This window comes from Cupriavidus sp. TMH.W2, from assembly GCF_050847365.1.
Taxonomy (GTDB): domain Bacteria; phylum Pseudomonadota; class Gammaproteobacteria; order Burkholderiales; family Burkholderiaceae; genus Cupriavidus.
The window spans coordinates 1,913,063-1,936,519 of the sequence record NZ_CP193792.1 but is presented as its reverse complement, the minus strand read 5'-3'; the positions used below and the strand labels follow the sequence as shown (position 1 = coordinate 1,936,519).

General features: G+C 62.5%; 23 protein-coding genes. 20 read left to right on the top strand and 3 right to left on the bottom strand.

The window, feature by feature from the left end:
* Positions 1–103: 103 nt before the first annotated feature.
* Positions 104–1,012: a LysR family transcriptional regulator gene (locus tag ACREYQ_RS08860; RefSeq protein ID WP_432257280.1), complete on the bottom strand. Its 909-nt coding sequence runs from the start codon at positions 1,010–1,012 to the stop codon at positions 104–106.
* Positions 1,013–1,139: 127 nt separating this feature from the next.
* Between ACREYQ_RS08860 and ACREYQ_RS08855 the strand changes: the two genes are divergently transcribed.
* From ACREYQ_RS08855 to ACREYQ_RS08835, 5 genes are read left to right on the top strand one after another with little or no spacing between them, the layout of a single operon-like run.
* Positions 1,140–2,144 (top strand): Bug family tripartite tricarboxylate transporter substrate binding protein, encoded by a 1,005-nt coding sequence (locus ACREYQ_RS08855; RefSeq protein WP_432257279.1) that lies wholly within the window; start codon positions 1,140–1,142, stop codon positions 2,142–2,144.
* Entirely contained in the window at positions 2,137–4,227 is a 2,091-nt protein-coding gene (locus ACREYQ_RS08850) for an acetate--CoA ligase family protein (protein WP_432257278.1), read from the top strand. Before ACREYQ_RS08855 ends, ACREYQ_RS08850 begins: the two co-directional genes overlap by 8 nt.
* A 2-nt stretch (positions 4,228–4,229) precedes the next feature.
* Positions 4,230–5,000 carry an enoyl-CoA hydratase/isomerase family protein gene (locus ACREYQ_RS08845; protein WP_432257277.1) on the top strand — a complete coding sequence of 257 codons (771 nt, stop codon included), beginning with the start codon at positions 4,230–4,232 and terminating at the stop codon, positions 4,998–5,000.
* Positions 4,997–6,412: an aldehyde dehydrogenase family protein gene (locus ACREYQ_RS08840; protein WP_432257276.1), complete on the top strand. Its 1,416-nt coding sequence runs from the start codon at positions 4,997–4,999 to the stop codon at positions 6,410–6,412. The genes ACREYQ_RS08845 and ACREYQ_RS08840 overlap by 4 nt, the downstream gene beginning before the upstream one ends.
* A gap of 23 nt (positions 6,413–6,435) precedes the next feature.
* Positions 6,436–7,254: an enoyl-CoA hydratase gene (locus ACREYQ_RS08835; RefSeq protein WP_432257275.1), complete on the top strand. Its 819-nt coding sequence runs from the start codon at positions 6,436–6,438 to the stop codon at positions 7,252–7,254.
* 59 nt (positions 7,255–7,313) lie between these two features.
* Here ACREYQ_RS08835 and ACREYQ_RS08830 read toward each other — a convergent pair whose 3' ends face one another.
* A complete protein-coding gene (locus ACREYQ_RS08830; protein WP_432257274.1) occupies positions 7,314–8,828 on the bottom strand; it encodes a CoA-acylating methylmalonate-semialdehyde dehydrogenase in 1,515 nt (504 codons plus the stop codon).
* Between the two features lie 176 nt (positions 8,829–9,004).
* Between ACREYQ_RS08830 and ACREYQ_RS08825 the strand changes: the two genes are divergently transcribed.
* The 15 genes from ACREYQ_RS08825 (at position 9,005) to ACREYQ_RS08755 (ending at position 22,211) form a co-directional block, all read left to right on the top strand.
* The gene (locus tag ACREYQ_RS08825) at positions 9,005–9,970 is read left to right on the top strand and encodes a LysR family transcriptional regulator (protein ID WP_432257273.1); all 966 of its coding nucleotides are present in this window, start codon (positions 9,005–9,007) and stop codon (positions 9,968–9,970) included.
* A 155-nt stretch (positions 9,971–10,125) separates the two neighbouring features.
* Positions 10,126–11,757 (top strand): thiamine pyrophosphate-binding protein, encoded by a 1,632-nt coding sequence (locus ACREYQ_RS08820; RefSeq protein WP_432257272.1) that lies wholly within the window; start codon positions 10,126–10,128, stop codon positions 11,755–11,757.
* Between the two features lie 18 nt (positions 11,758–11,775).
* Positions 11,776–12,510, top strand: coding sequence for a succinate dehydrogenase/fumarate reductase iron-sulfur subunit (locus tag ACREYQ_RS08815; protein ID WP_432257271.1), 735 nt, complete (start codon positions 11,776–11,778; stop codon positions 12,508–12,510).
* A gap of 2 nt (positions 12,511–12,512) precedes the next feature.
* The gene (locus ACREYQ_RS08810; protein WP_432257270.1) at positions 12,513–12,848 is read left to right on the top strand and encodes a succinate dehydrogenase; all 336 of its coding nucleotides are present in this window, start codon (positions 12,513–12,515) and stop codon (positions 12,846–12,848) included.
* Positions 12,845–13,192 carry a succinate dehydrogenase gene (locus tag ACREYQ_RS08805; RefSeq protein ID WP_432257269.1) on the top strand — a complete coding sequence of 116 codons (348 nt, stop codon included), beginning with the start codon at positions 12,845–12,847 and terminating at the stop codon, positions 13,190–13,192. The genes ACREYQ_RS08810 and ACREYQ_RS08805 overlap by 4 nt, the downstream gene beginning before the upstream one ends.
* 1 nt (position 13,193) lies before the next feature.
* Positions 13,194–14,942: an L-aspartate oxidase gene (locus tag ACREYQ_RS08800; RefSeq protein WP_432257268.1), complete on the top strand. Its 1,749-nt coding sequence runs from the start codon at positions 13,194–13,196 to the stop codon at positions 14,940–14,942.
* 11 nt (positions 14,943–14,953) lie between these two features.
* Entirely contained in the window at positions 14,954–15,889 is a 936-nt protein-coding gene (locus ACREYQ_RS08795) for a fumarate hydratase (protein WP_432257267.1), read from the top strand.
* Positions 15,883–16,566: a fumarate hydratase C-terminal domain-containing protein gene (locus ACREYQ_RS08790; RefSeq protein WP_432257266.1), complete on the top strand. Its 684-nt coding sequence runs from the start codon at positions 15,883–15,885 to the stop codon at positions 16,564–16,566. The genes ACREYQ_RS08795 and ACREYQ_RS08790 overlap by 7 nt, the downstream gene beginning before the upstream one ends.
* 37 nt (positions 16,567–16,603) lie before the next feature.
* Positions 16,604–17,437 carry an amidohydrolase family protein gene (locus ACREYQ_RS08785; protein WP_432257265.1) on the top strand — a complete coding sequence of 278 codons (834 nt, stop codon included), beginning with the start codon at positions 16,604–16,606 and terminating at the stop codon, positions 17,435–17,437.
* Positions 17,438–17,515: 78 nt separating this feature from the next.
* The gene (locus tag ACREYQ_RS08780) at positions 17,516–18,430 is read left to right on the top strand and encodes a LysR family transcriptional regulator (RefSeq protein ID WP_432257264.1); all 915 of its coding nucleotides are present in this window, start codon (positions 17,516–17,518) and stop codon (positions 18,428–18,430) included.
* A gap of 2 nt (positions 18,431–18,432) precedes the next feature.
* Positions 18,433–18,999, top strand: a complete 567-nt coding sequence (locus ACREYQ_RS08775) for a LysR family transcriptional regulator (RefSeq protein WP_432257263.1) — start codon at positions 18,433–18,435, stop codon at positions 18,997–18,999.
* 212 nt (positions 19,000–19,211) lie between these two features.
* Positions 19,212–20,306 carry a Bug family tripartite tricarboxylate transporter substrate binding protein gene (locus ACREYQ_RS08770; protein ID WP_432260332.1) on the top strand — a complete coding sequence of 365 codons (1,095 nt, stop codon included), beginning with the start codon at positions 19,212–19,214 and terminating at the stop codon, positions 20,304–20,306.
* Between the two features lie 116 nt (positions 20,307–20,422).
* Positions 20,423–21,211 carry a tripartite tricarboxylate transporter substrate binding protein gene (locus ACREYQ_RS08765; RefSeq protein ID WP_432260331.1) on the top strand — a complete coding sequence of 263 codons (789 nt, stop codon included), beginning with the start codon at positions 20,423–20,425 and terminating at the stop codon, positions 21,209–21,211.
* A gap of 24 nt (positions 21,212–21,235) precedes the next feature.
* Positions 21,236–21,430, top strand: a complete 195-nt coding sequence (locus ACREYQ_RS08760) for a hypothetical protein (RefSeq protein ID WP_432260330.1) — start codon at positions 21,236–21,238, stop codon at positions 21,428–21,430.
* Between the two features lie 37 nt (positions 21,431–21,467).
* On the top strand, positions 21,468–22,211 hold the full coding sequence (locus ACREYQ_RS08755; protein WP_432260329.1) for a sulfite exporter TauE/SafE family protein: 744 nt from the start codon (positions 21,468–21,470) through the stop codon (positions 22,209–22,211).
* 307 nt (positions 22,212–22,518) lie between these two features.
* Here ACREYQ_RS08755 and ACREYQ_RS08750 read toward each other — a convergent pair whose 3' ends face one another.
* Positions 22,519–23,442 (bottom strand): LysR family transcriptional regulator, encoded by a 924-nt coding sequence (locus ACREYQ_RS08750; RefSeq protein WP_432260328.1) that lies wholly within the window; start codon positions 23,440–23,442, stop codon positions 22,519–22,521.
* Positions 23,443–23,457: the final 15 nt, after the last annotated feature.

Here is a 23,457-nt window from a genome sequence, read left to right as displayed (position 1 = left end):
ATGCGCGGCCGTCTCTGACCGACCCGTTGCAGCCCGTGGATATTCCAGCGCCGAATGTCTGGCAGCCCAAGGTGAGGCGTTCTGGCACACTGCAGGGTTCCAACTAGGCACTCGTGCTCCTTGCGACTTCAGGCACCAATTCATGAAGTCGAGAAAGAACGAATCGTGCCGCCCGGGACAACGGATGATGTCGCGTGACGCCCATGGCAATGATCCGTGGCAAGCGCGGCTCGACAATCTCGACGGCGGATAAGTGCCCGGTGGCAACTTCGTGATCCACCGCGAGGATTGGAAGTATTGTCAAAGCGCCACCCGAAAGCGCAACCTCCTTCATCGTATTCAGCGATTCGACTTCCAGCGCCACGTCCAGCGAGATGCCGAGCTGACGCGCGTGCTGGTCGAGAATCGATCGCAGCCCGTTGGGGGCCGGTGGCAGGACAAGCGGAAGGCCATCGAGCTTGCGGAACGGCACCGTCGGCGCCCCGGCGAGCGGATGCGCGGGCGTGCAGATCAGGTAGGTGGCGACCTCAGCAAGCACGTCTTCTCCCTGGCGGGGCCCGGGGCCATAGCGGTTCATGACCGCCAGGTCCAGATGGCCCGATTCCAGTTCCTCGTCAAGTTGTCCGCTGAAGCCTTCGGCCACGCGCAGCCGGACACCGGGCGCCGAAGCGCGCAGATTCTCGAACAGCGCCGGTATCAGGCGCTGCGCCATTGACGGCAGCACGCCGATCCTCACCTGTCCGAACGGGACGCCCGCGGCCTCCTTGACCTCATCGCGCAGCCGTGCCGACTGGGCCAGCAGCAACTGCACATGCGGGAAGATCCGCTGGCCGAATTCCGACAGCACCACGCCTCGGCCGGTTCGTTCGAACAGCCGGTCGCCCCACTCCGCCTCGATTTGCGCAATTGCACGGCTCACCAATGACTGGGCAATCCCCTGCGAGCGTGCCGCACGTGACAGCGATCCTACTTCGGCCACCAGCGCCACGGTTTCGAGCTGTTTCAGGTTCACACTGGTTCCCCATCCAAATAGTCGATAACAGATATCGATGATTCTACTCTTTTGAGTTGGCTCAGGACTCCATACACTGAGGACATCCCTCCTCGCAGAGAGGGCTTACGCAACATTTGGAGAGAACATGCCGTGTTTTTCCGCTGCGCTTCGCGTATTCCGGCGACCGTTATGCGCCTTGCTGGTCGCTGCCACCCCGGCCGCTTTCAGTGCCGCCGCTGCCGCCTCGACCGGCTATCCCGCCAAACCGATCCGCCTGGTCGTGCCGTTTCCGGCCGGCGGGCCCACTGACGCGATGGCGCGACTGATCGGCCAGCACCTGTCGCAACAGCTTGGACAGCCTGTGTTGGTCGACAACCGCGGCGGTGCCGGCGGCACCATCGCCACCGAGGCCGCCGCGCAGGCGGCACCCGACGGCTATACGCTCTTCTTTTCCACCACCGGTACCATGGCCATCAACCCGTGGCTCTACCGCTCGCTGAAGGTGGACCCCCTCAAGTCGTTCGATGCCGTGGGCTCGGTGGCGTCCACGGTCAATGTGCTGGTGGTGTCGAACAGCCTGCCGGTCGGCAACCTCAAGGAACTGATCGCGCTGGCAAAGCAGAAGCCGGGCACGCTGACGTTCGGCTCGGCCGGCAATGGCAGCTCCAACCATCTGTCCGGCGAACTGTTCAAGTCGATGGCCGGCATTGATATCGTCCACGTGCCGTACAAGGGCTCGGCCGCGGCGTTCACTGACCTGCTTGGCGGACGCATCTCGATGATGTTCGACACGGTATCCAGCCAGGGGCAGTACATCAACGCGGGCAAGGTCAAGGCGCTAGGCGTGACCGGCGCGACCCGTTCGGAAGCGCTGCCCAGGGTGCCGACGATTGCCGAGGCCGGCCTGCCGGGCTTCGACGTGACGATCTGGTTCGGCCTGTCGGCGCCAAAGGGCACCACGCCGGACGTGATCCGCCGCCTGAACAGCGAACTACAGGCCGTGCTGGCGCAGGCAGACGTGCAGAAACAGCTTGCCGCGCTGGGGGCCCGGCCCCTGCCGGGAACGCCGGCGGAGTTCTCGAAACTGATCCAGCATGACGCGGGCAAATGGTCGCCGGTGGTCAAGGGATCGGGAGCGACCCTTGACTGAGACCACAGCAACCTTCGACGCCCTGTTCTCGCCCGCATCGGTGGCCGTCATCGGCGCCTCGGATAACCCCAACAAGGTGGGCGGACGACCGATCCACTACATGCGCATCTTCGGCTATGCGGGCGATGTGTTTCCGGTCAACCCGGCGCGCGAGGTCATCCAGGGCTATCGTGCGTACCCCGATCTTGATGCGATCGGCAAGGCGCCGGACGCCGTCGTGATTGCAGTCTCGGGCGAAGCCACGCTAGGGCAGGTGCGCAAGTGCGGCGCCGCGGGCGTCAAGGCTGCCGTCATCATGGCGTCGGGTTTTGCCGAGACGGGCGAGGCGGGACGCCGGCGGCAGCAGGAACTGGTGGCCGTGGCCAATGCCAGCGGCATGCGGCTGGTAGGCCCGAACGCGCAAGGCACGGCCAATTTTGCCAGCGGCGCGGTGCTCAATTTCTCGACGATGTTCATGGAGGTGGCGCCCCAGGACGGCCCGATCGCGATCATTAGCCAGAGCGGGGCGGCGAGCGTCATGCCCTATGCGTTGCTGCGCCAGGCCGGCTACGGCGTGCGCTACCTGGTGGCAACAGGGAACGACGCCGACCTCGACGCCTGCGCGATGACCGCGGCCGTGGCGGCGGACGCCGACGTGCGGCTGATCCTGGTCTACCTCGAATCGGTGTCCGACCCTGCGCAGCTGGCCCGCGCCGCGGCGGTGGCCCGCGCGCGTGGCGCCAGTATCGTGGCGATCAAGGCCGGCAACAGCCAGCGCGGGGCAAAGGCGGCAGCCTCGCATACCGGTGCGCTGGTCGCCAACGATGCCGCGATCGATGCTTTCCTAGCCCGCCACGGCATATGGCGTGCACGCGACATCGGTGAACTGGTCCGTGCGGTGCCGCTCTATTTGCAGCAGCGCTCCCCGGGGCAGGGCCGCACGGTCGTGATGAGCCATAGCGGTGCCGTGGGGGTGATGGCGGCCGACCTGGCTGAACGGCATGACCTGCCGCTGACGGAACTGCAGCCGGCAACGCTGCGCGAACTGGGCGCGATCCTGCCCGAGTTCGGTATGGCCAGCAATCCGCTCGACATGACGGCGGCGCTGCTGGGCAAGGGCGACATGTTCCCGCGTGTGCTCCAGGCGCTGGGCGCCGATCCGCAGGCCGACATGGTGATGGTCGGCATTCCGGTGGCCGGCCCAGGCTACGACGTTGAGGCCCTGGCGCGTGCCGCCGCCGCCTTCAGCGCGCACCACGCCAGGCCGCTGGTGGCCAGCGCGCCGCAACAGTCGGTCCGCGAGGCCTTTGTGCGACACGGCGTGCCGGCCTTCGTCACCGAAGCCGAAGCCGTTTCAGCGCTGGCGCAATACGCCGCGCACCACCGGCTGGCCGAGACGGCGACCTCGCCGGCCTGGCCTGAAGCGCAGCGGCTTGACGGCAGCGGCTTGCAGGACGAAGCCCAGAGCCTGGCCTTGCTCGCCGAAGCTGGCGTACCGATCGTGCCGCACCGGCACTGCGACAGCGTGGATGCGGCGGTGGCAGCGTTTGACGCGCTCGGCGGGGTGCCGGTGGTGGTCAAGGGCTGTGCTGCGGATGTCCCGCACAAGAGCGAGCACGGCCTCGTGCATCTTCGGCTGACCGATGCCGCGAGCGTCGCGCGGGCGGTGCAGGACTGCCTCGACACGCTGCAGCGGCTGGACGTGGCGTCGCCAGGGGTCGTCGTGGCGACGATGGTCAAGGGCCGTCACGAGTTTGCGCTGGGGGTCTCGGTCGATCCCGTGTTCGGGCCCTTGGTCATGATCGGGGAAGGCGGCACGCTGCTCGAACTCCGCAAGGACGTCGTGACCCTGCTGGCGCCGTTCACGGCCGAAGACGTTAAGGCGGCCTGCGCACGGCTGCGCCTGGCGCCGCTGTTCGATGGCTATCGCGACATCCCGGCGCTCGATCTTGACGCGCTGGCAGCGTCCGCGGTGGCGCTCGGCGAATGGGCATTGCGTCACCGCACTGCGCTGGCATCGGTCGACATCAACCCGCTGATGGTGATGGCGGCCGGCGAAGGTGTGATGGCTGTCGATGCCGTGGTGGAACTCAAGGGGAATTGAACATGGAAGCTGTACGCGTCGAACAGGATCGCGACATTGCCATCGTCAGGCTGAACCGCCCGAGCCGAATGAACGCGGTTAACGACGCCCTGCGCGGCGGGCTGATCGAAGCGCTGGGCCGGCTCAACACCGAACCTTCGGTGCGCGCCGTCGTGCTGGCCGGTGCCGGCGAACGGGCGTTCTGCGCCGGACAGGATCTCGATGAAGCGGCCGCCGTGACCTGGCAGCAGCTCGTGCCCTGGCTAAACCGGCAACGGGCGATGTACCAGGCCGTCCGCGACCTGGACAAGCCCTGCGTGGCCGCCGTGGGGGGCGTGGCCGCAGGCGCGGGTTTCCAGCTTGCGCTGTGCGCGGACTGGCGGCTGACCACGGCAGGCAGCCGCTGGGGACAGCCCGAAGTCAGGGCAGGCCTGGCGAGCATCGTCGGATCCTATCTGATGACGCTGCACGTGGGGCACACCCATAACGTGCAGATGTCGCTGTCGGGCGAACTGGTCAGTGGCCAGCGCGCCTTCGACATCGGTCTGGTGACGGCGCTGTGCGGCGAGACCGAACTGATGACTCAGGCGCTCGCGCGGGCCAGATCGCTCGCAGCGCTGCCGCCGACTGCCGTCCGCCTATCCAAGCAGCGCTTTCGCGCGATGACGCAGCCGGGTTTCGATGAGGCCTGTGTCGCCGGCATCCGGGCACAGCTCGAATGCTATGCCGACGGCGAACCGCAGCGCCTGATGGCTGCGTTCCTCGAAAAACGCAACACAAGGGAGTCGCAGTGAAGCAGTTGACCCAACACTACATAGCCGGCGCGCGGCGCGCGATGCGTGGCGGCGAGTCGATCCGTGTCTACGATTCGGCGACCGAAGCCCCGTTGGCCGATGTCTGTCTCGGCACCGCAGACGATGTGGCCGAAGCCGTGGCGGCAGCCGTGCGGGCACAGCCTGGCTGGCGGGGGCTGGGCGCAGCCGGACGGGCGCCGTATCTGCATGCGCTGGCCGACGCGCTGGAAGGCTGCGCCGCGGAGCTGACCAATGAGATCTCGCGCGAAGTCGGCATGCCGCTGAAGCTGGCGCGCCGCATTCAGGTCGATGCACCGATCGCGGCGTGGCGCGCCACGGCGGCACTGGCCGACAGGTTCGCCTTCGTCCGCATGATCGGCAATTCCCGCGTGACGCTGGAGCCAGTCGGGGTGGTGGCCGCCATTACGCCGTGGAACTACCCGTTGCACCAGATCACGGCCAAGCTGGCGCCGGCGCTGCTGGCCGGCTGCACGGTGGTCCTAAAGCCGTCAGAGCTGGCCCCGGCCGTGACCGAACGGCTCATGGCCGCGTGCGAGCAGGCGAAGCTGCCGCCAGGCGTCCTCAATCTTGTGTTGGGTGGCGCGGCGGTCGGCGAGGCGCTGGTATCGCATCCAGACATCCAGATGGTGTCGTTCACCGGCTCCACGGCGGTCGGTCGCAAGGTCGCCGCGCAGGCGGCCGGCGACATGAAGCGTGTGTCAATGGAACTGGGTGGCAAGTCAGCGGCAGTCGTGCTGCCGGGCGCGGATCTCGCCAGGGCGGTCAAGGCGACGGTCAGCTCATGTTTCCTCAATTCGGGGCAGACCTGCAGCGCCACCACCCGGCTGATCGTCGCGCGTGAGGACTATCCGCAGTGCCGGCAACTGCTGGCGGAGGCGGCGGCAGCAATGAAACTCGGCGATCCCGCCGATGGGGAGACGCGGATCGGCCCCTTGCTGTCGGCGCTGCAGCGTCAGCGCGTGCGGGCGCATATCGCGCAAGCGGAGCAGGAAGGCTTCGACCGGATCGCCGGCGGTGCCGATGCGCCAGTGCCAGCGACCGGCTATTTCGTCGCGCCGACCATCTACGGCAACGTCGCACCCGACAGCCGGCTGGCGCATGAGGAGGTCTTCGGGCCGGTGCTGGCGGTGCAGTGCTATGACAGCGTCGACGAAGCAATTGCCCTGGCCAACGGCACGCCCTACGGACTGGCAGCCACTGTCTGGGCTGCCGATGACAGCGCCGGCGAAGCGGTCGCCAACGCGCTGCGGGCAGGGCAGGTGGACGTCAACGGCGCACGGTTCAATCCCGCTGCGCCGTTCGGCGGCTTCGGCATGTCCGGCGTTGGGCGGGAAGGCGGCGTGTATGGGCTGGAGGAGTTCCTGGAACCGAGATCCGTTCAGCTCCCTTAGTACACATCGAAAGGAATCGCAACATGTACAGTCAGATTACCGTTGCTCGCGCCGGAAAATGCGAGCGGATCGCCGTGGTCACCATGAACCGGCCGGACAAGCTCAATGCGCTGACCAAGGTCATGGAGGCCGAACTGCGCGACGCCATGGAGGCCATCGATCGCGACGACAACGTGCGTGTGGTGGTGCTGACCGGGGCAGGCAAGGGCTTCTGCGCCGGCATGGACATCAACGAGCTCGAAGTGTTGCCACCGGGGGATATCCGCGCCGCCCAGTGGATGCGCCCGTTCGACATGAACCGGCGCGCCGACTACCAGACGCGCTATGGCTACTTTCCGTCCCTGCGCAAGCCCGTGATCGCGGCAATCAATGGTGCGGCAGCGGGGCTGGGGCTGGTGTTCGCACTCTACAGCGACATGCGCTTCGCCAGTGCCGACGCCGCATTCAGTACCGCGTTCGCGCGTCGGGGCTTGATTGCCGAGCACGGCATTTCCTGGCTGCTGCCGCGCGTGGTCGGCCCCGGTCATGCGGCCGACCTGCTGTACTCGGCGCGCAAGGTGCTAGCTGACGAGGCGCTGCGCATCGGCCTGGTCGACCGTGTGGTCGATGCGGACGCCCTCATGGCGACAACGCTCGACTATGCCGGCGATTTGGCCGAGAACGTTTCGCCCCGATCTATTCGTGTCATGAAGCGGCAACTGTGGGAGCAGCCGTTCCAGTCCTTGGCCGAGGCCACGCGCGTCGCCAATGCCGAGATGTTTGAAAGCATCCAGAGCGAGGACTTTACGGAGGGGGTTGGGCATTTCCTCGAGCGCAGACCTGCCCAATTTTCCGGCCGGTGACCGGCAATCGGTGCTATGCCCGGAGTAAGACAGCTACCCGGCCCCGACCCTGCAAAGTGTTACTTTGCAGTGGGCATCGCGAACTCTGCGCCTCCCGCGGTGTCGTTTGGCCACCGTTGCATAATGCTCTTCTGCCGGGTGTAGAAGCGCACGCCTTCTTCGCCGTACGCATGCATGTCACCGAACAATGAGCGCTTCCAGCCACCGAAGCCGTGCCATGCCATCGGCACAGGGATGGGCACGTTGATGCCGACCATCCCCACTTCGATGCGGCGGCCGAATTCGCGGGCCACTTGCCCATCGCGCGTATAGCAGGCGACGCCGTTGCCGAACTCGTGTTCATTGACCAACTTCACGGCTTGTGTGAAGTCCTCCACCCGCACACACGACAGCACGGGGCCAAAAATCTCTTCCTTGTAGATGCGCATATCTGGAGTGACGTTGTCGAACAGCGTGCCGCCAGTAAAGAACCCTTGTTCGTGCCCGGGCACCTTGTAGTTGCGGCCATCGACAACAAGCCGTGCACCTTCTTCCACCCCCAGGGCAATGTAGTTCTCGATGCGTTCGAGCGCTTGGCCCGTGACGACAGGGCCCATTTCCGCGTCGGCATCCATGCCGTTCTTGATCACCAGTTCGCGTGCACGGGATTCGAGCTTTGGCATGATCTTGTCGGCCACGTCGCCCACGAGCACTGCCACGGAGATCGCCATGCAGCGTTCGCCGGCGGAGCCATAGGCGGCGCCGATCAGTCCGTCCACGGCTTGGTCGATGTCTGCATCAGGCATCACCACCATGTGGTTCTTCGCACCTCCCAGTGCCTGAACACGCTTGCCGAGTCTCGCCCCGGTCTCGTAGATGTAGTTTGCAATGGGTGTGGATCCCACGAAGCTCACGGCCTTGACGTCATTGTGATCGAGCAGGGCGTCGACAACGGTCTTGTCACCTTGAATGACGTTGAACACGCCATCGGGAAGCCCGGCTTCCTTGAGGAGACGGGCCATGAAGAGCGCTGCCGAAGGGTCGCGTTCACTCGGCTTCAGAATGAAGCAGTTGCCGGTGGCGATCGCAACTGGGAACATCCAGCACGGCACCATGCAGGGGAAGTTGAACGGCGTGATTCCCGCGACAACGCCGAGAGGCTGGCGCAGCGTCCAGTTGTCCATGCCGGTCGAAACTTGGTCAGTGAAGTCGCCCTTGAGCAGTTGAGGCACGCCGCAGGCAAATTCGATGATGTCGATGCCACGGCTGACTTCGCCTGCTGCATCGCTCAGCACCTTGCCGTGCTCGGCCGTGATGATCGCAGCAAGCTCGTCCTTGTGTTGGTTCATCAGTTCCAGGAACTTCAGCATCACGCGCGCCCGGCGAATCGGGGGCGTGTCCGCCCACTTGGGAAATGCAGCTACTGCCGATGCCACAGCAGCGTCGACGTCCTCGACTGTGCCCAGGCGAACTTGGCGTGCTACGGCGCCGGTGGCGGGGTTGAACACCGCCTGCGCTCGCTTGCCATTGCCTTCATACGGCTCTCCGGAAACGAAATGAATCACCTCGGAGGGGTTGGTGTAGGACGCAGTCATGGGCATCTCCTGTCAGTACTGGGCGGGGAGGAATTGCCCGCCGCGTTATCGATGTCTGAAGTGTATGGACCGGGTAGACCCCGGGGTAGTCGCCCGACACTGAACTTACTGTTCAGGAAATTTAACCGCTGCCATGCTATAGATGCGAAATGTATGTCTGATTAAGGAGGGGGCTGATGCGTAAAGAGAACGTTGAAGAACTTTGGGAGCACCTGCATTGGCTTGTTGTATTGCAGCAGCAGGGCAGCTTTAGCAAAGCCGCCGCGCGTCTCGGCGTCAGCAAAGCATCCATGAGCCAGCACATCACGGATCTCGAGAAGGCGGCCGGTATTAGCCTGGTTCAAAGGACCACACGCAGCGCAAGCTTGACCGACGCCGGTCGGCAACTGGTGGAATCCATGCGTGGAGCATTCGAGCAGATCGCAACGGGATACGCCAATGTTCGCGACCTTGCAGGGGCGCCAAGAGGCTTCCTGCGCGTGACAGCGCCAGTGGCGTTTGCAAGGCAGCAGCTAGTTCCGCGTCTGCCGGATTTTCTGCGCAAATACCCCCAAATTCAGCTAGAGCTGGACATGTCAGATCGCTTGCGGCCGTTGGCACAAGAGGGCTTCGATATCGCCGTCAGACATACCTCCGCCCCACCGGAAACCCACGTCGCATGGACCTTGTCGGCGACGCGCACAATTCTCGTGGCGAACCGTGCATACCTGCGCAACCGGGGAGCACCGGAGACGCCGCAAGCCCTGGTCGATCACGCGTGTCTCCACTATCCACGGCGGCAAGGAACGACCACTTGGACGTTTGTCCCTTCCATTGCCGGCACTGGTTCGAGGCACGCTGATCCGGTGACAGTCCCGGTCACTGGGCCTCTGGCAGTGAACAACAGCGAAGCGCTGCGTGATGCCGCGATCGAAGGCTTGGGCATTGCGCTATTGCCGGACTTCAGCGCGCAATCTGCCTTGGAAACCGGTCGCCTTGTCGAGGTTTTGCCGCAATGGCGATCGACGGGGGCATTTGGAGACTGGCTCTACGCCGTTCGACCTTACTCAGCACACGCATCACGTGTGTCCCAGGTGTTTGTGGATTACTTGCGCGAGACATTCTCAGAGGGCTTTACGTCTACGCCCCCCACCCTCATCTGAGGCCGCTGGAAACAAGTATCTCATAAGCCATTTTTTGTCATTTGATTCAAAAAATATCAACTTATAAATTATTGATTAAGGAATATCGATTACTTAAACTCATTTCAACTCAACCACAAAAGACCACGGCCGAAAACGGTCGGGTACGGAGACAAATGCTCGGTTCCGAACTCGTCATTCGAGCGCTCGCGCGCCGCGGTGTCACCACGATCTTCAGCCTGTCGGGCAATCAGATCATGCCGCTGTACGACGCCTGCATCGATGCCAACATCCGCATCGTGCATGTCCGGCATGAAGCGGCTGCTGTATTCATGGCCGATGCGTGGTCCCAGATCACGGGGGAAATTGGCGTTGCGATGCTCACTGCCGCACCCGGAATCGCCAACGGTATTGCGCCGCTGTACTCGGCATCCCAAGCGGAAAGCCCGATCCTCTTGCTCTCCGGCGATTCTCCTGTATCGGAGGATGGAATGGGGGCATTTCAGGAACTGGATCAGGTCGCGATGACCTCGCCTTTGACCAAGTGGTCGAAGCGAGTGACCGATGCGCGAACTTTGGCATCCGCGGTCGATACAGCGATATCCACGGCAATGGCAGACCGCCGCGGCCCGGTTCACTTGGCGCTTCCCTTCGATTTGATGACTCGCGAATCCGGCGTCGATGCACTGCCCGACCAGATCCCGGATGTGGCGCCGGTGGCACCGGTGAGCGCGGCGGTCGAATCCATCGCACAACTGCTTGGACAAGCACGTCGACCACTGATCCTGGTGGGACCTTCACTGTGCCGCGGGTCGCGCAAGGCTTCCCTGCGCGCCAGCAGCCAGGTCTTGAGTGCCCCCGTCGTGTCGATGGAGAGCCCGCGCGGCCTGCGCGATCCTTCCCTCGGCGCGATCGCCGAAGTGGTCGCGGAGTCGGACCTGATTGTGTTGCTGGGCAAACGCCTTGATTTCACAACTGGCTTTGGGCGTGAAAGCGTCTTCGGCAAAGCAGCGCGGATCGTCGTCATCGATGCCGACGTCGACATGGTCCGGCGCGCAGAGCGGCTACTCGGCGACCGCCTGGCTGCGCGCTGCGTTGCAGATGTTTCAGTCGCACTGAACGCCCTGAACACGGCCGCTCGTAAGCCCTCCGGGGATCGGGGTGCATGGATGGAGCGTGTCGCGGCAGCGAGTCTCGAGCGTGGTACCCCCGCTCCGGCAACCACCTCGGGCATCCATCCTCGCGCGCTTTGCGAGACGGTAGATGCCTTCCTGCGCGAGGCACCGTCGCCTGTTCTGGTCTGCGATGGCGGTGAATTCGGTCAATGGGCGCAGGCGTACTGCAGCGCTCCGACGCGGATCATCAATGGCATGTCAGGGGCTATCGGCGGCGGCATCTGCTACGCCATCGCGGCGAAGATTGCCCGGCCCGAGTCGACGGTGGTGCTGCTGATGGGTGATGGCACTGCTGGTTTTCATTTTTCCGAGTTCGATACGGCAGTGCGCGAACAGGCAGCAGTTGTGGCCGTAGTTGGCAACGATTTGCGTTGGAACGCCGAACACGTGATTCAGCAACGGACCTACGGCGAGGATCGCTTGATTGGCTGCTCGTTGAGCGCAACGGCTCGCTATGACGCCGCCGTGGCCGGCCTGGGCGGATTCGGCAGGTTGGTGGAGCGCCTCGACGACTTGGCACCCGCCCTCAAGGCCGCAGTCGACAGCCGCCAGCCTGCTTGCCTCAACGTTCAGATGGAAGGACATCCTGCGCCGATCTTCGCGCGCAACCAGGTTGGCGCGTCAGCGCATTGAATGAAACGGGAGAAAGTGATGGAGGCGACAAAGGCCGCGCAACGCACGCTAACGGTACGCATTTCCCGCGGCACCGAGGAAGGAAGCTTTGCGACGTATGAGGTGCCATGGCGCGAGAACCAGACCGTTCTCGATGTGGTGACCGAGGTGCAGCGTCGCATTGATTCAACGTTGTCCTACCGCTTCGCATGCCGCGTAGGCGTTTGCGGATCCTGCGCGATGACGGTGAACGGCAAGCCGCGATGGACATGCCGAACCCACGTCAGTCGTGTCGAAGAAGACGGCATGATCGTAATCGAACCGTTGCGTAACATGCCGCGCATCAAGGACCTGGTGGTCGACATGTCGGAGTTCTTCGACAAATGGAAGAAAGCCGGTAGCACGTTTGTTGGAACCGCCACGCGTCACGATCCGCCGGCTGCGGTGTCTCCGACCAGCAAGAAGCGGAAGATGGCAGACGCCGCCATCGAGTGCATTAACTGCGGCGTCTGTTATGCCTCGTGCGACGTGGTGGCATGGGACAAGGAATACCTGGGGCCAGCAGCGCTGAATCGCGCATGGACGCTCTTCAACGACGAACGTCACGCAGACCCGAAGGACGTACTGAACAAGGCAACTTCTGGCAGCGGATGCAATTCCTGCCACACGCAGGGCAACTGCATGACCCACTGTCCCGTCAGCTTGAGTCCGACTGGCAGCATCGCAGGTCTTAAGAAGAACGCATTGTTGCAATTCCTGAAGGGAGGTGACTGATCATGGAGCAGCGTCTATTCGCACTCCAGCGCCTAAGCGCGATGGTCATGGCGCCGTTCGTGCTTGTGCACCTGGGCGTCATTCTGTATGCGGTGCGAGGTGGATTGACCGCAGCCGAAATTCTCTCCCGCACACAGGGCAGCCTCCTCTGGATCCCGTTCTACTCGCTGTTTGTGGTCAGCGTGGCAGTCCATGTGCCAATCGGGTTGCGCAACATCTTGATCGAGTGGGCCAGGTTGAGCCGCAGTGCTGCATCGATCTTCTGCTTCTTGTTCGGGCTGTTGCTGCTGTCGATGGGTCTGCGCGCCGTGGCAGCGGTGGGAGGGCTGCTGTCATGAAGTCTCCGAGAAATCACCGTGCCTATTGGGCGTTTCTTGGGCACCGTCTCTCGGGCCTTGCGCTTGGAATCTTTCTGCCTGCTCACTTCTATGTCTTGGGTCTCGCTCTTGACCAGCGGGCCCGTATGGACGCGTTTCTGAAGTTTGCCGACATGGGCGCCGTCAAGTTTGGCGAATGGGGCCTGGTTCTGCTCTTGTCCATTCACATGTGCTTTGGCCTGCGACTGCTGGCGCTGGAGCTTCTGCCATGGAGTTCCACCCGCGATGCGCGCTTGTCGTGGATCAGTTGGGGAGGCGCGCTGTCGCTGTTCGTCGGCGTGATCTTTGTCCTGGGGGTAATCTGAAATGCAAATCGAGAACCACAAGACAGACATCCTGATCCTTGGCACGGGTGGGGCAGGGTTGTTTGCAGCCCTCCATGCCAAGAAGGCCAATCCCGCGCTCAAGGTGTCCGTGGCCGTCAAGGGTCTACTAGGGAAGTGCGGCTGCACGCGGATGGTCCAGGGCGGCTACAACGTGGCACTGTCCACAGGCGACTCGGTTGAGCGTCATTTCATGGACACGATCGAAGGCGGAAAGTGGCTGCCGCGCCAGGATCTGGCATGGCGGCTCGTAGAGGGTGCGATCGAGCGCGTGCGCGAACTCGAGAATGAGATCGGATGCTTCTTTGATCGCAATCCAGACGGCACGCTGCACCAGAAGGCATTCGCTGGCCAGAGCTTCGATCGCACGGTTCACAAGGCTGACCTGACTGGCATTGAGATCATCAACCGCCTGATGGAACAGGGGCGGGCGCTCGATGTGGAAGAGCTGGAGGAGCATCGGGCCATTGAACTGATTCCGGCCGCGGACGGCTCGGGTATCTCTGGCGTGCTCTTCATCGACATGCGCCGCGGCACCTATCGCTTCATACAGGCCAAGGCCGTTCTGCTGGCGACCGGTGCGGGACCGACGATGTACCGTTACCACACGCCCTCCGGTGACAAGACCTGCGACGGCTTGGCGATGGCCATGCGCTACGGGCTGAGTCTCCGAGATATGGAGATGGTCCAGTTCCATCCGACGGGCCTGCTGGGCGGCCCGGATACCCGCATGACCGGCACGGTGCTCGAGGAAGGCCTGCGCGGCGCCGGCGGCTGGCTGATCAACGGCAACGGTGACCGCTTCATGACCAACTATGACCCCCGCGGAGAGCGAGCGACGCGGGACGTGGTCAGCCGTGGCATCTACGCCGAAATGCGCGCCGGTCGGACCGGACCGATGGGGGGCATCTATATCCAGATGAGTCACCTTGGTCCGGAGAAGGTGGCCAAAACCTTCCCGGGGATGGTCAACCGATGCAAGGATTGCGGCTTCGACCTGGCAGGCGGACGCGTGGAGGTCGTGCCAACCGCCCACTATCTGATGGGCGGCGTGGAGTTCAATGTCGATTGCAGCACTGCTTCTCCTGGTCTGTTCGCAGCCGGGGAGGACTGCGGCGGCGTGCACGGCGCCAATCGACTGGGCGGAAACGGCGTGGCGAACTCGACGGTTTTTGGCGGCATTGCGGGGGATTCCATGGCCGCCTATGTATCGAAGGTGCAGCACTGGAAGGAACCAGACAAGCGGGTCATCCTGAGTGGCGTCGAACGTGCCGAGTATCCCTTTTCGAAGACGCCGGGCGCGATCCACGAACTGCGCGATGCGCTGGCGCAAACGATGTGGGATGACGTTGGCGTGCTGCGCAATGAACAGGCGATGCGCCGCGGGCTTTCTTCCGTCGCCGCCCACCGCGACGCCCTGCTGGCCATGGGCGTTCCCGACGGGGACCGCCGCTACAACGTCACCTGGCATGACTGGCTCAATCTGCAAAGCCTGGTGGACATGTCGCGCGTGGTTACCGTATCCGCGCTGGCCCGCGAGAACAGCCGCGGGGCCCATGCTCGCGAAGACTTTCCAGAACCCGGCGATCTGCACAGCAGTCGCTATACCCGGGTGACGGCAGATGGCGATGACATTCGCCTGGAGATGGTCCCGGTGAAGTTCGACATCGTGACGCCAGGAAAATCACTGATTGCCGGTGAGGCCGGTCAACCCCCAAAAGTTGCAGCATAAGGGCCGCTACGATGACCATTTCTATCGATCGGGTCGAGGAAGCCGCGCTCGAGATCATGAAACGCGCCGCGATCGAGATCCCGAAGGACTACAAGCAAGGCATCCAGGAGTTGCAGAAGACCGAGACCGGAAAGCTGCCGCGATTCGTGATCCACGCGATGCAGGACAACTGGGAAGCAGCCGATCAGGACCGCCGCCCAATGTGCGCCGACACGGGCCTGCCTCGCTACTATGTGAAGGTGGGAAACAACGCTACGGTGCAACGCGGTTTCGTTGCAGTAGAGCGCGCATTGCGCAAGGCGACAGCCGACGCCACGCTGGCGATTCCGCTACGCCCCAATCGCGTGCATCCACTCTGGCGCACGGACAACAACAACAACGTTGGTATCAATGCGCCCGAGATCGAATGGTCATTCGAACCCGATGCCGATTGGGTAGACATTACCACCGTCCACAAGGGCGGCCTGTTCGGGACCGATTACCGTATGTTGTTTCCCGGCGACGGTATCGACGGGATTAAGCGATTCGTCCTCGACACCCTGATCGCATTCGGCAAGCGCGGCCTGGCCTGCCAGCCGGCAATCGTCGGCATCGGCCTGGGCGGCTCCAAGGATACGTGTATGCAACTCGGCAAGCAGGCGGCATGTCTGCGCGTAGTGGGCGACCGCAATCCCGATCCGAAGATCGCCGAGCTCGAACTGGAGCTTATGAAGCTTGGCAACTCGATTGGCATGGGTGCCATGGGTTTCGTGGGTTCCTCGATGGTGGTCGACTGCCATATCGAGGTGGGCCACACCCACACGGGTGGGATGCCGATCAGCCTTCATACATTCTGTCTGTCGTCGCGCCGTGCTACAGCGCGCATTTATGCAGACGGCAATATCGAATATCGCACGGACCCCCAGTGGTTCACCCCTTACCTGCGCAGGGAGACGGTCGAATGGTAAGCCCGCAAGATGATGAACTGAAGGTCTTCCGCGTCAACCTCCCCGCCAAGACGGAAGACATTGCAAAGCTCGAGCTCGGCTCTGCCGTCTATCTCACGGGGGTGATCTATACGGCACGAGAAGGCGTCTACAAGAAGGTGCTCGACGAGGGCCTGGAGCCGCCGGTTGAGCTGCGCGGGCTCAGCAATGTCAACTTTCATTGCTCACCTGCCGCCGCGCCCAATGAGGACGGGAGCTATAACGTTGGTGCAGTGACCGCCACCGCGAGTTTCCGTTTCTCCAAGTGGATACCAAAGTGGATGGAAAAGACCGCGTGTCGCATCTTCATCGGTAAGGGTGGCATGCCGGCAGACGACTACAAGCGGGTGCTCGCGCCTGGTGGAGCAATCTACCTCACGACTGTCGGCTATGGAACCGGCGCGCTGCTCGGTCGGGGCATCAAGCAGGTGAGGGACGTGTTCTGGCTCGACGAACTAGGCATTGCGCAGGCGATGTGGATGTTCGAGGTGGAGAACTTCGGTCCATTCATTGTTGAGAGCGACCTGGAGGGCAACTCCCTGTTCGCGCAGCACGCCGAAGTCATCAACGCTGGAATCGAAAAGCTCTACGCCGGTCTCAAGCCGCCGGCATTGCACCGATACGGCGAGACCGATGATCGCAAGAACGAGGTGATGTAAAGACACTCCCGCAGCAAACCAGAGCCAGGAACACGACATGATCATTGATTTCAGACTCCGCCCGCCGGTCGGTGGCTTCCTCGATACGCTGATGTATTCGGCAGGTGAGCGCCGCGACGGCTTGACCCGTACCGTTGGCTTCGAGCCGTCGCCAGCCGCTCAACAACAGTCCATGGACGTGCTGCTTAAGGAAATGGATGAGGCAAGCGTGGACAAGGGCGTTGTGGTTGGGCGTCTCGCCGGGACACTGGGCAGTGTGTCGAATGAGGATGTCGCGCGAATCGTGCGTGACCATCCGCAACGCTTCATTGGTGCCGCGTCCATCGATCCGACGAATCGGGTGGCCGCGTGCAAGACGATCTCCGATGCGGTCGGTAGCGGGTTCAAGGCCATCAACATCGAGCCGGGTTCGTATCCGATTCCCATGTATGCCGATGACCGGCGTCTGTACCCCATCTACGCGCACTGCGAAGACCTGGGCGTGCCCGTGATCATGATGGTCGGCGGCACCGCTGGTCCGGATCTGAGCTACTCCGATCCCGTCAAAACCGACCGCGTCCTGACGGACTTTCCCAAGTTGAAGGTGGTCGTCGTGCATGGTGGATGGCCCTGGGTGACGGAAATCCTGCACATCGCATTCCGTCGGCCAAACATGTATCTGTCGCCGGACATGTATTTCTCGCGCATGCCAGGCTGGGAGGAATACGTGAAGGCCGCGGACTCGTTCCTGGCCGACCGCATGCTGTATGCAAGCTCCTTTCCTTTTTGCCCGGTGCGGGACTACAAGCAATGGTTCGAGGCCTTGCCGATTCGTCCCGAGAACATGGAGAAGGTGATGGGCGGCAACGCCCGTCGTTTGCTGGGGCTTTAGTCCGCATGCGCAAAGTCCATGCGGCAAAATGACGGCGCAGCGCGCTAGCGGATTGAATCACACATCAGATTGTCAGACATGGACGTCAAAACGCTTTACACACTCGTAGCCATTGCCGACAGAGGAAGCTTTGCTGAGGCGGGCAATGCCATCGGGCTGACGGTCTCTGCCGTCAGCATGCAAATGCGCGCTCTCGAGGAAGAGCTGGGCATCACAATCTTCGACCGGAGTCGCCGGCCCCCCGTGTTGACGGACGCCGGGCTTGCCTTCACGAATCGTGCGCGTGACCTCTTGACCCATTGGGAGAGCATGAGCGCGGCTCTCAAACGCGAAGCGGCCGGCGGTGTCCTGAAGCTCGGTTCCGTGCATACCTGCGTGTCTGGCGTCTTGCCGCTTGCGTTGAAACGACTGCATCAACAGGGGCACCGAATCGACATCCACCTGACCACGGGTCTTACCCATGATCTGGAGCGGGCCGTATATCGACGGCAATTGGACGTGGCTGTCGTCACCGAACCGGAGGTCCCGCGCCTGGACCTGCAGTTCATGCCTTTTTTTAACGAGGAGTTCGTGGTGATCACACATACCACGACCCGAGGAGACTCGGACAAGGGGATTTTGGAGACGACGCCCTACGTTCGATTCAATCGCACAGCTCGCGTTGGCCTGCTTGTCCAGGAAGAGATGGTGCGGCGCCAGATCGCGGTCCGGTCGACGATGGAGATCGATACGCTCGAAGGTGTCATCGCCATGGTGGCCAACGGTCTCGGCTCGTCAGTCGTGCCGGCTCGGGGTGTCGAAAGCGAGTTTCCGGCATCTATCCGCACCATCCCGTTCGGCTCGCCGCCTTTAATGCGTCGCCTTGGTATCTTGGTACCTCGCGATAATCCTCGTGCACATCTCTCGCACTTGCTGCTGGAAGCGTTGACCGATGTGACGAAGCCGACCAGTGCGCCTGACGACGGCCGCCCGAGACTGGTGCAGAAGAGCTAATCATGGCGACGTTGCGATTCTCTCTTCGGCAGTTGGAATTATTCTCGACCGTGGCGAGAATGGGATCCACTTCTGCCGCGGGAGACGAAGCAGCGCTGTCGCAGTCGGCCGTGAGCTCGGCCGTCAATGAGCTGGAGCAGACCCTCGGGGTCACGCTATTCGACCGTGTCTCGAAGCGGCTTGTACTCAATGACGCGGGACGCGCGCTTCAGGAACGGGCTACTCGGCTCATATGGGATGCGCGCAAAATCGAACGGGAGTTTTCTGGGGGACATCCGCCCTGTCATCTGAAGATCGCAGCGAGCACGACCATTGGTAATTACCTTGGGCCGCTCATTCCCCAGACCGTATTGGGAAGTTCCGAGGCGATCAAGTACGCCGTCGAGCTTGGCCTGGGCATCAGTTGTCTGTCGAGAATTCTGGTGCAGTGCATGTTGGATAACGGGGCCGTAATTGAGTTGCGCACGGACTTTCCTCGACTGACACGGCCGCTGTCCATCGTGTCGCAACCGGCGCGCCCGCCTTCGGTCGCTATGTCGGAGTTTCTGAATCCGTATCGAACGGGATAACGGAAATCAAGCAATCACCATTCTCCGATCTCACCTGGAAAGATGGGAGTGGGATTATTTTGTCATAAAAAAGATAAGAACTTAAACCGCTTACGATAAGTGCAATATCTCGTTTCCGTTCCAGGGAACTTGTAATCAGGATTGATAAAAAGAATAGAAGGCAATGCTCACGATAGTCGTCGAATCATGACGACGCCACAAAGGAGACAACGATGAATTTACATGACACAGGAAAAGCCATTGGCAATTGGCTTGCGCAAGGGCGGCAGTGGTTGCGTCCCATACGCCAGCATCCCATCGTTAAGGAGCTGTGCCAGGACACGGATGCGCCACGGTACAGGACATCGACCGCAGTGGCCATGTTTGCGTTTGCCGTTGCGCCTTTGGCGATGGTGCCTGCTCACGCGCAGGAGTGGCCGAACAAGCCGATCCGCCTCGTTGTTCCGTTTGCGTCTGGAGGAGCCACGGATCTTCTGGCGCGTGCAGTCGCCGTCGAACTCGGCAAGCAGTGGAAGCAGGCGGTTGTCGTGGATAACCGGCCAGGTGCCGGCGGCGCGGTGGGCGCTGAAGCCGTTGCCAAATCGGCCCCGGACGGCTACACGCTCCTCCTCGCGTCGGGAAGCATGTTCACGGTCAATCCGTTCATCTATCAGAAACTCCCGTACTCGGCCGAGAGTTTCGAGATGATCAGCAAGATTGCCAGCGGGCCGATGGTGCTGACGGTGAATACGAAAGTTCCGGCCAAGACGATGGCCGAGTTCATCAGCTATGCGAAGGCCAATCCTGGCAAGCTGACTTTCGCGTCGGCGGGCAACGGCAGCCAGGTGCACATTGCTAACGAGGCCTTTGCCGAAGCCGCAGGAATCGATGTGGTGCATGTGCCGTACAAGGGCGAAGGGCCGGCCTATTCAGACCTTATGGCGGGGACGGTGGATATGACCGTGGGCAACATCAATGCCCTTTCGCCGCTCCTCAAGGGTGGCCGGCTTCGCGCGCTCGCCGTGACAGGTAAAGAGCGTTCCCCGCTGCTGCCCGACGTGCCGACCACCGCGGAGGCGGGCCTGCCAGGCTTCACCTTTTACGGGTGGTTCGCGCTGATGGCACCGGCCGGCACGCCTAAGGCACTCACGTCAAAGATGTATGCCGACCTCGAGAAAGCTGCTGCCGAACCCAGCATGCAGCGATATCTCGCTGCGCAGGGTATGACCAAAACTCTGACGCCCAAGGGCCGTTTGCCCGAGGAAATCGCGCAGGAATCGGGGCGCTGGAAGGTATTGGTCGCCAAGCGGAAGATCTCCGCCAACTAAGAGCGTCCAAAGCGCCGCCCTCCAGCGCCTGCTCGTAGGGCGCGGCCCATAAGAAGAATCGCACGACCACGTGGCAGTGTCTGGTGCTGCCACCGTCCTGGCGAGGAGACAGTCGAATGAACAGGATTCTCGGCGGATGCATCAAAGCATTTGGCGTCGGTGCTTTCGCAATTGGCACCACAATGGCCGGGGCCGCACCTGCAGCGGCGCAAGCGTATCCCAGTCGCCCCGTCACAATCGTGGTGCCCTTCGCGGCGGGAGGCGACGCAGATCAGTCTGCGCGGAACCTCTCCGTGACCGCGTCGGCCCTGCTGGGCCAGCCCGTAGTTGTCATGAATCGATCCGGCGCGAATGGCGCGATCGGTTCACAGGTGGCGAAGGATGCCAGCCCGGATGGATACACGCTGTTGCTGGCTCGGGTCGGCTCTCAGGTACTCCTGCCAGCTATCCAGGAATCCGGACTCGCCTACAAGTGGAATGACTTTACGTTTGTCGGCCTGCTTGAGTTGAATCCGGTGGTATGTGTCGTGCACCCGGACTCCAAGTTCAAGACGCTTGCAGACTTGGCGGCGGAACTCCAGGCGCATCCCGGAAAGCTCAACTACAGTGCGTCGGGCCCGGCCACGGTACAGAACCTCGCCCCCCAGTTGCTGCTGCAGAGTCTTAACCTGAAGCCAAATGGAGCGGTGAACGTGAACTATAAGGGAGGAAATGAAGCGGCACTGGCAGTCATCTCCAAGGAGGTGGACTTCAGTTGCAACAACTTGAGTTCGATGGCAGGGCAGGTCGCGGGCGGCAAGCTGCGTGCCTTGGTCACGACGACGCCAGAAAGGCTGAAGCAGTTCCCGGACGTTCCAACTGCCAGGGAAGCCGGCTTTCCGAAGCTCGAAGCGGTGATCGGGTAGAGCGCGTTGTATGGTCCCCCCAAAATGCCGCCGGAAATTGTCAGCAAATGGGCCGGCGTCCTGAAATCGGCGTCCACCGACGCCCGATGGATCTCCGCGAATGCGACGTACGGCGGCATTCCCCGAGTTCTGACCCCTGAAGAGACGGCCAAGTACGTCTCGGAGAACTTCAGCGCGTATCAGTCGCTCGCGAAAAGCGCAGGGATCAAGATGCAGTAGGCTTCCGAAACGCATTGCAAACACGAACCGGAAATCCATGGGGACCGAACACTACGCAGTGCTGGGGGCAACGGTCGCGGGAGCCTACACGGTATTCGGACTCACCGGTTTCGGCGCGGCGATGGTGGCCGTGCCGATCCTGGTGCAGTTCATTCCCTTGCAGTTTGTGGTTCCCATGCTTCTCTTACTCGATCTCGTGACGACATCGATGGTCGGGATGCGCAACTGGAATTCGGTCTCCCGGCCGGAACTGCTTCGCCTGATTCCCTTCATGATGGTGGGGGTGGCACTCGGTACGACGGTGCTCGCTAAAGTCGAATCACGTTGGCTCCTGGTAGGGCTCGGGCTCTTCGTACTTGCGATGACAGGACGGGCCCTCCTAACCTCCGCGGCACGAGCAGAGGAGGTGGCAAGGGGGTGGTCGGTACCTGCCGGCGTGGTAGGGGGCGTATTCAGCGCACTGTTTGGGACTGGAGGACCCATCTACACGATGTATCTGTCCCGCCGGCTTCCGCAGATCGATGCCTTCCGCTCCACGATTGCAGCAGTCATCCTCTTCAGTGCTCTGGTGCGCCTGGCGGCTTTTGCGAGCAGCGGGCTGCTGCAACAAGGAGACTTGTTGCGCAGCGCCGCATTCGCAATGCCATTCAGCCTGATCGGGCTCGCGGTGGGATCACGATTGCGCAGGAGAATCTCGGCGGACGCAGTGCGGCGCGCGTTATTGATCTTGCTCTGCGCCAGTGGCGTTTCTGTGCTTTTTCGTGGCCTGTTGATGCATTGAGGAAGCCTCTATGACCGATCCCATAGATGGGCTCGAATCCGCGTTGCGGGACATCGTCGGCGATCAGCGTCAAGTCCATCGAGGCACATTTGGCCAACGTCAAGGCAATGCTGGATATTGCCTAACGGCAAGACGCTGATGCGGTTCGCCATTCAGTGGATCGAGAGTCAATAGTGCAGAGTCCGTCCACCAGGCAAGGAATCCCCTGGAGACCTTTAAAGTCCGCAAGAGAAAAGTCATCAGGATCTTTGTCGTGCCTGGCGTTGAGCCTCTTTCGCTGCCGTCAGCGCCCGACTACTCGCAGCCGCTATTTCCCGAACTCACTGAACTTCGCCGCCAGGAATTCAACGAACAGCCGGATGCGCGACGACAACTGGTGCCGCTGCTGGTAGACGGCATAGATGTCGGCCTCCGGCGTTGCGTACTGCGGTAGTACCTGCACCAGCCTTCCACTGCGCAGGAATCGCTCGATATCCCACTCGGCGCGCATCACGATGCCGTGGCCTTCCAGCGCCCAGTTCACCGCAATCTCGCCGTCATTGGTGGTGAGGTTGCCGCGCACGTGGACCGATTCGGTCCGCGCCTTGGCCCCCTTGCCGGAGGTCAGGCGCCATACGCCGTAGGCGTCGCTGCCCTGGCGGATGCCGATGCAGTTGTGCTTGCGCAGGTCGGCGGGCGTGTGCGGCGTGCCGTGGCTGCGCAGGTATCTGGGCGAGGCGCACAGCAGGCGCCGGTTCGGCGCCAGCTTCCTGGCGACGATGCGCGCGTCGGGCGGCTGGCCGAAGCGGATGCAGACGTCGAAGGCGTCTTCGGTCAGCGGGGGCGGGTCGGCGGACAGCTGGAGCTGGACGTCGACCTCCGGGTAGGCAGCGACATACTCGGAGATCACCGGCGCCACATGCATGCGCCCGAACCCGAGCGTGGCATTGACCCGCAGCAGGCCGCTCGGCCGGCCCTTGGAGCGGGTCAGGATCTGGTCCAGGTCGTCGATCTCGCTGAGGATGCGCCGGGCGTGCTCCAGGTAGACCTCGCCCTCCGGCGTCAGGCTCATGCGCCGCGTGGTGCGGGTTACCAGCGGCATGCCGATGCGCGCCTCCATCTGCGCCAGCCGCTTGCTGACCGCGGCCGTTGTGATCCCGAGGTCGCGTGCGGCCGCGCTCAGGCTGCCGGCAGTGGCGACAGAGGTGAAAAAGCCCAGTTCGGACGGCTGGATACCCGACGAAGACGCCATTCCATCTTTAATTTC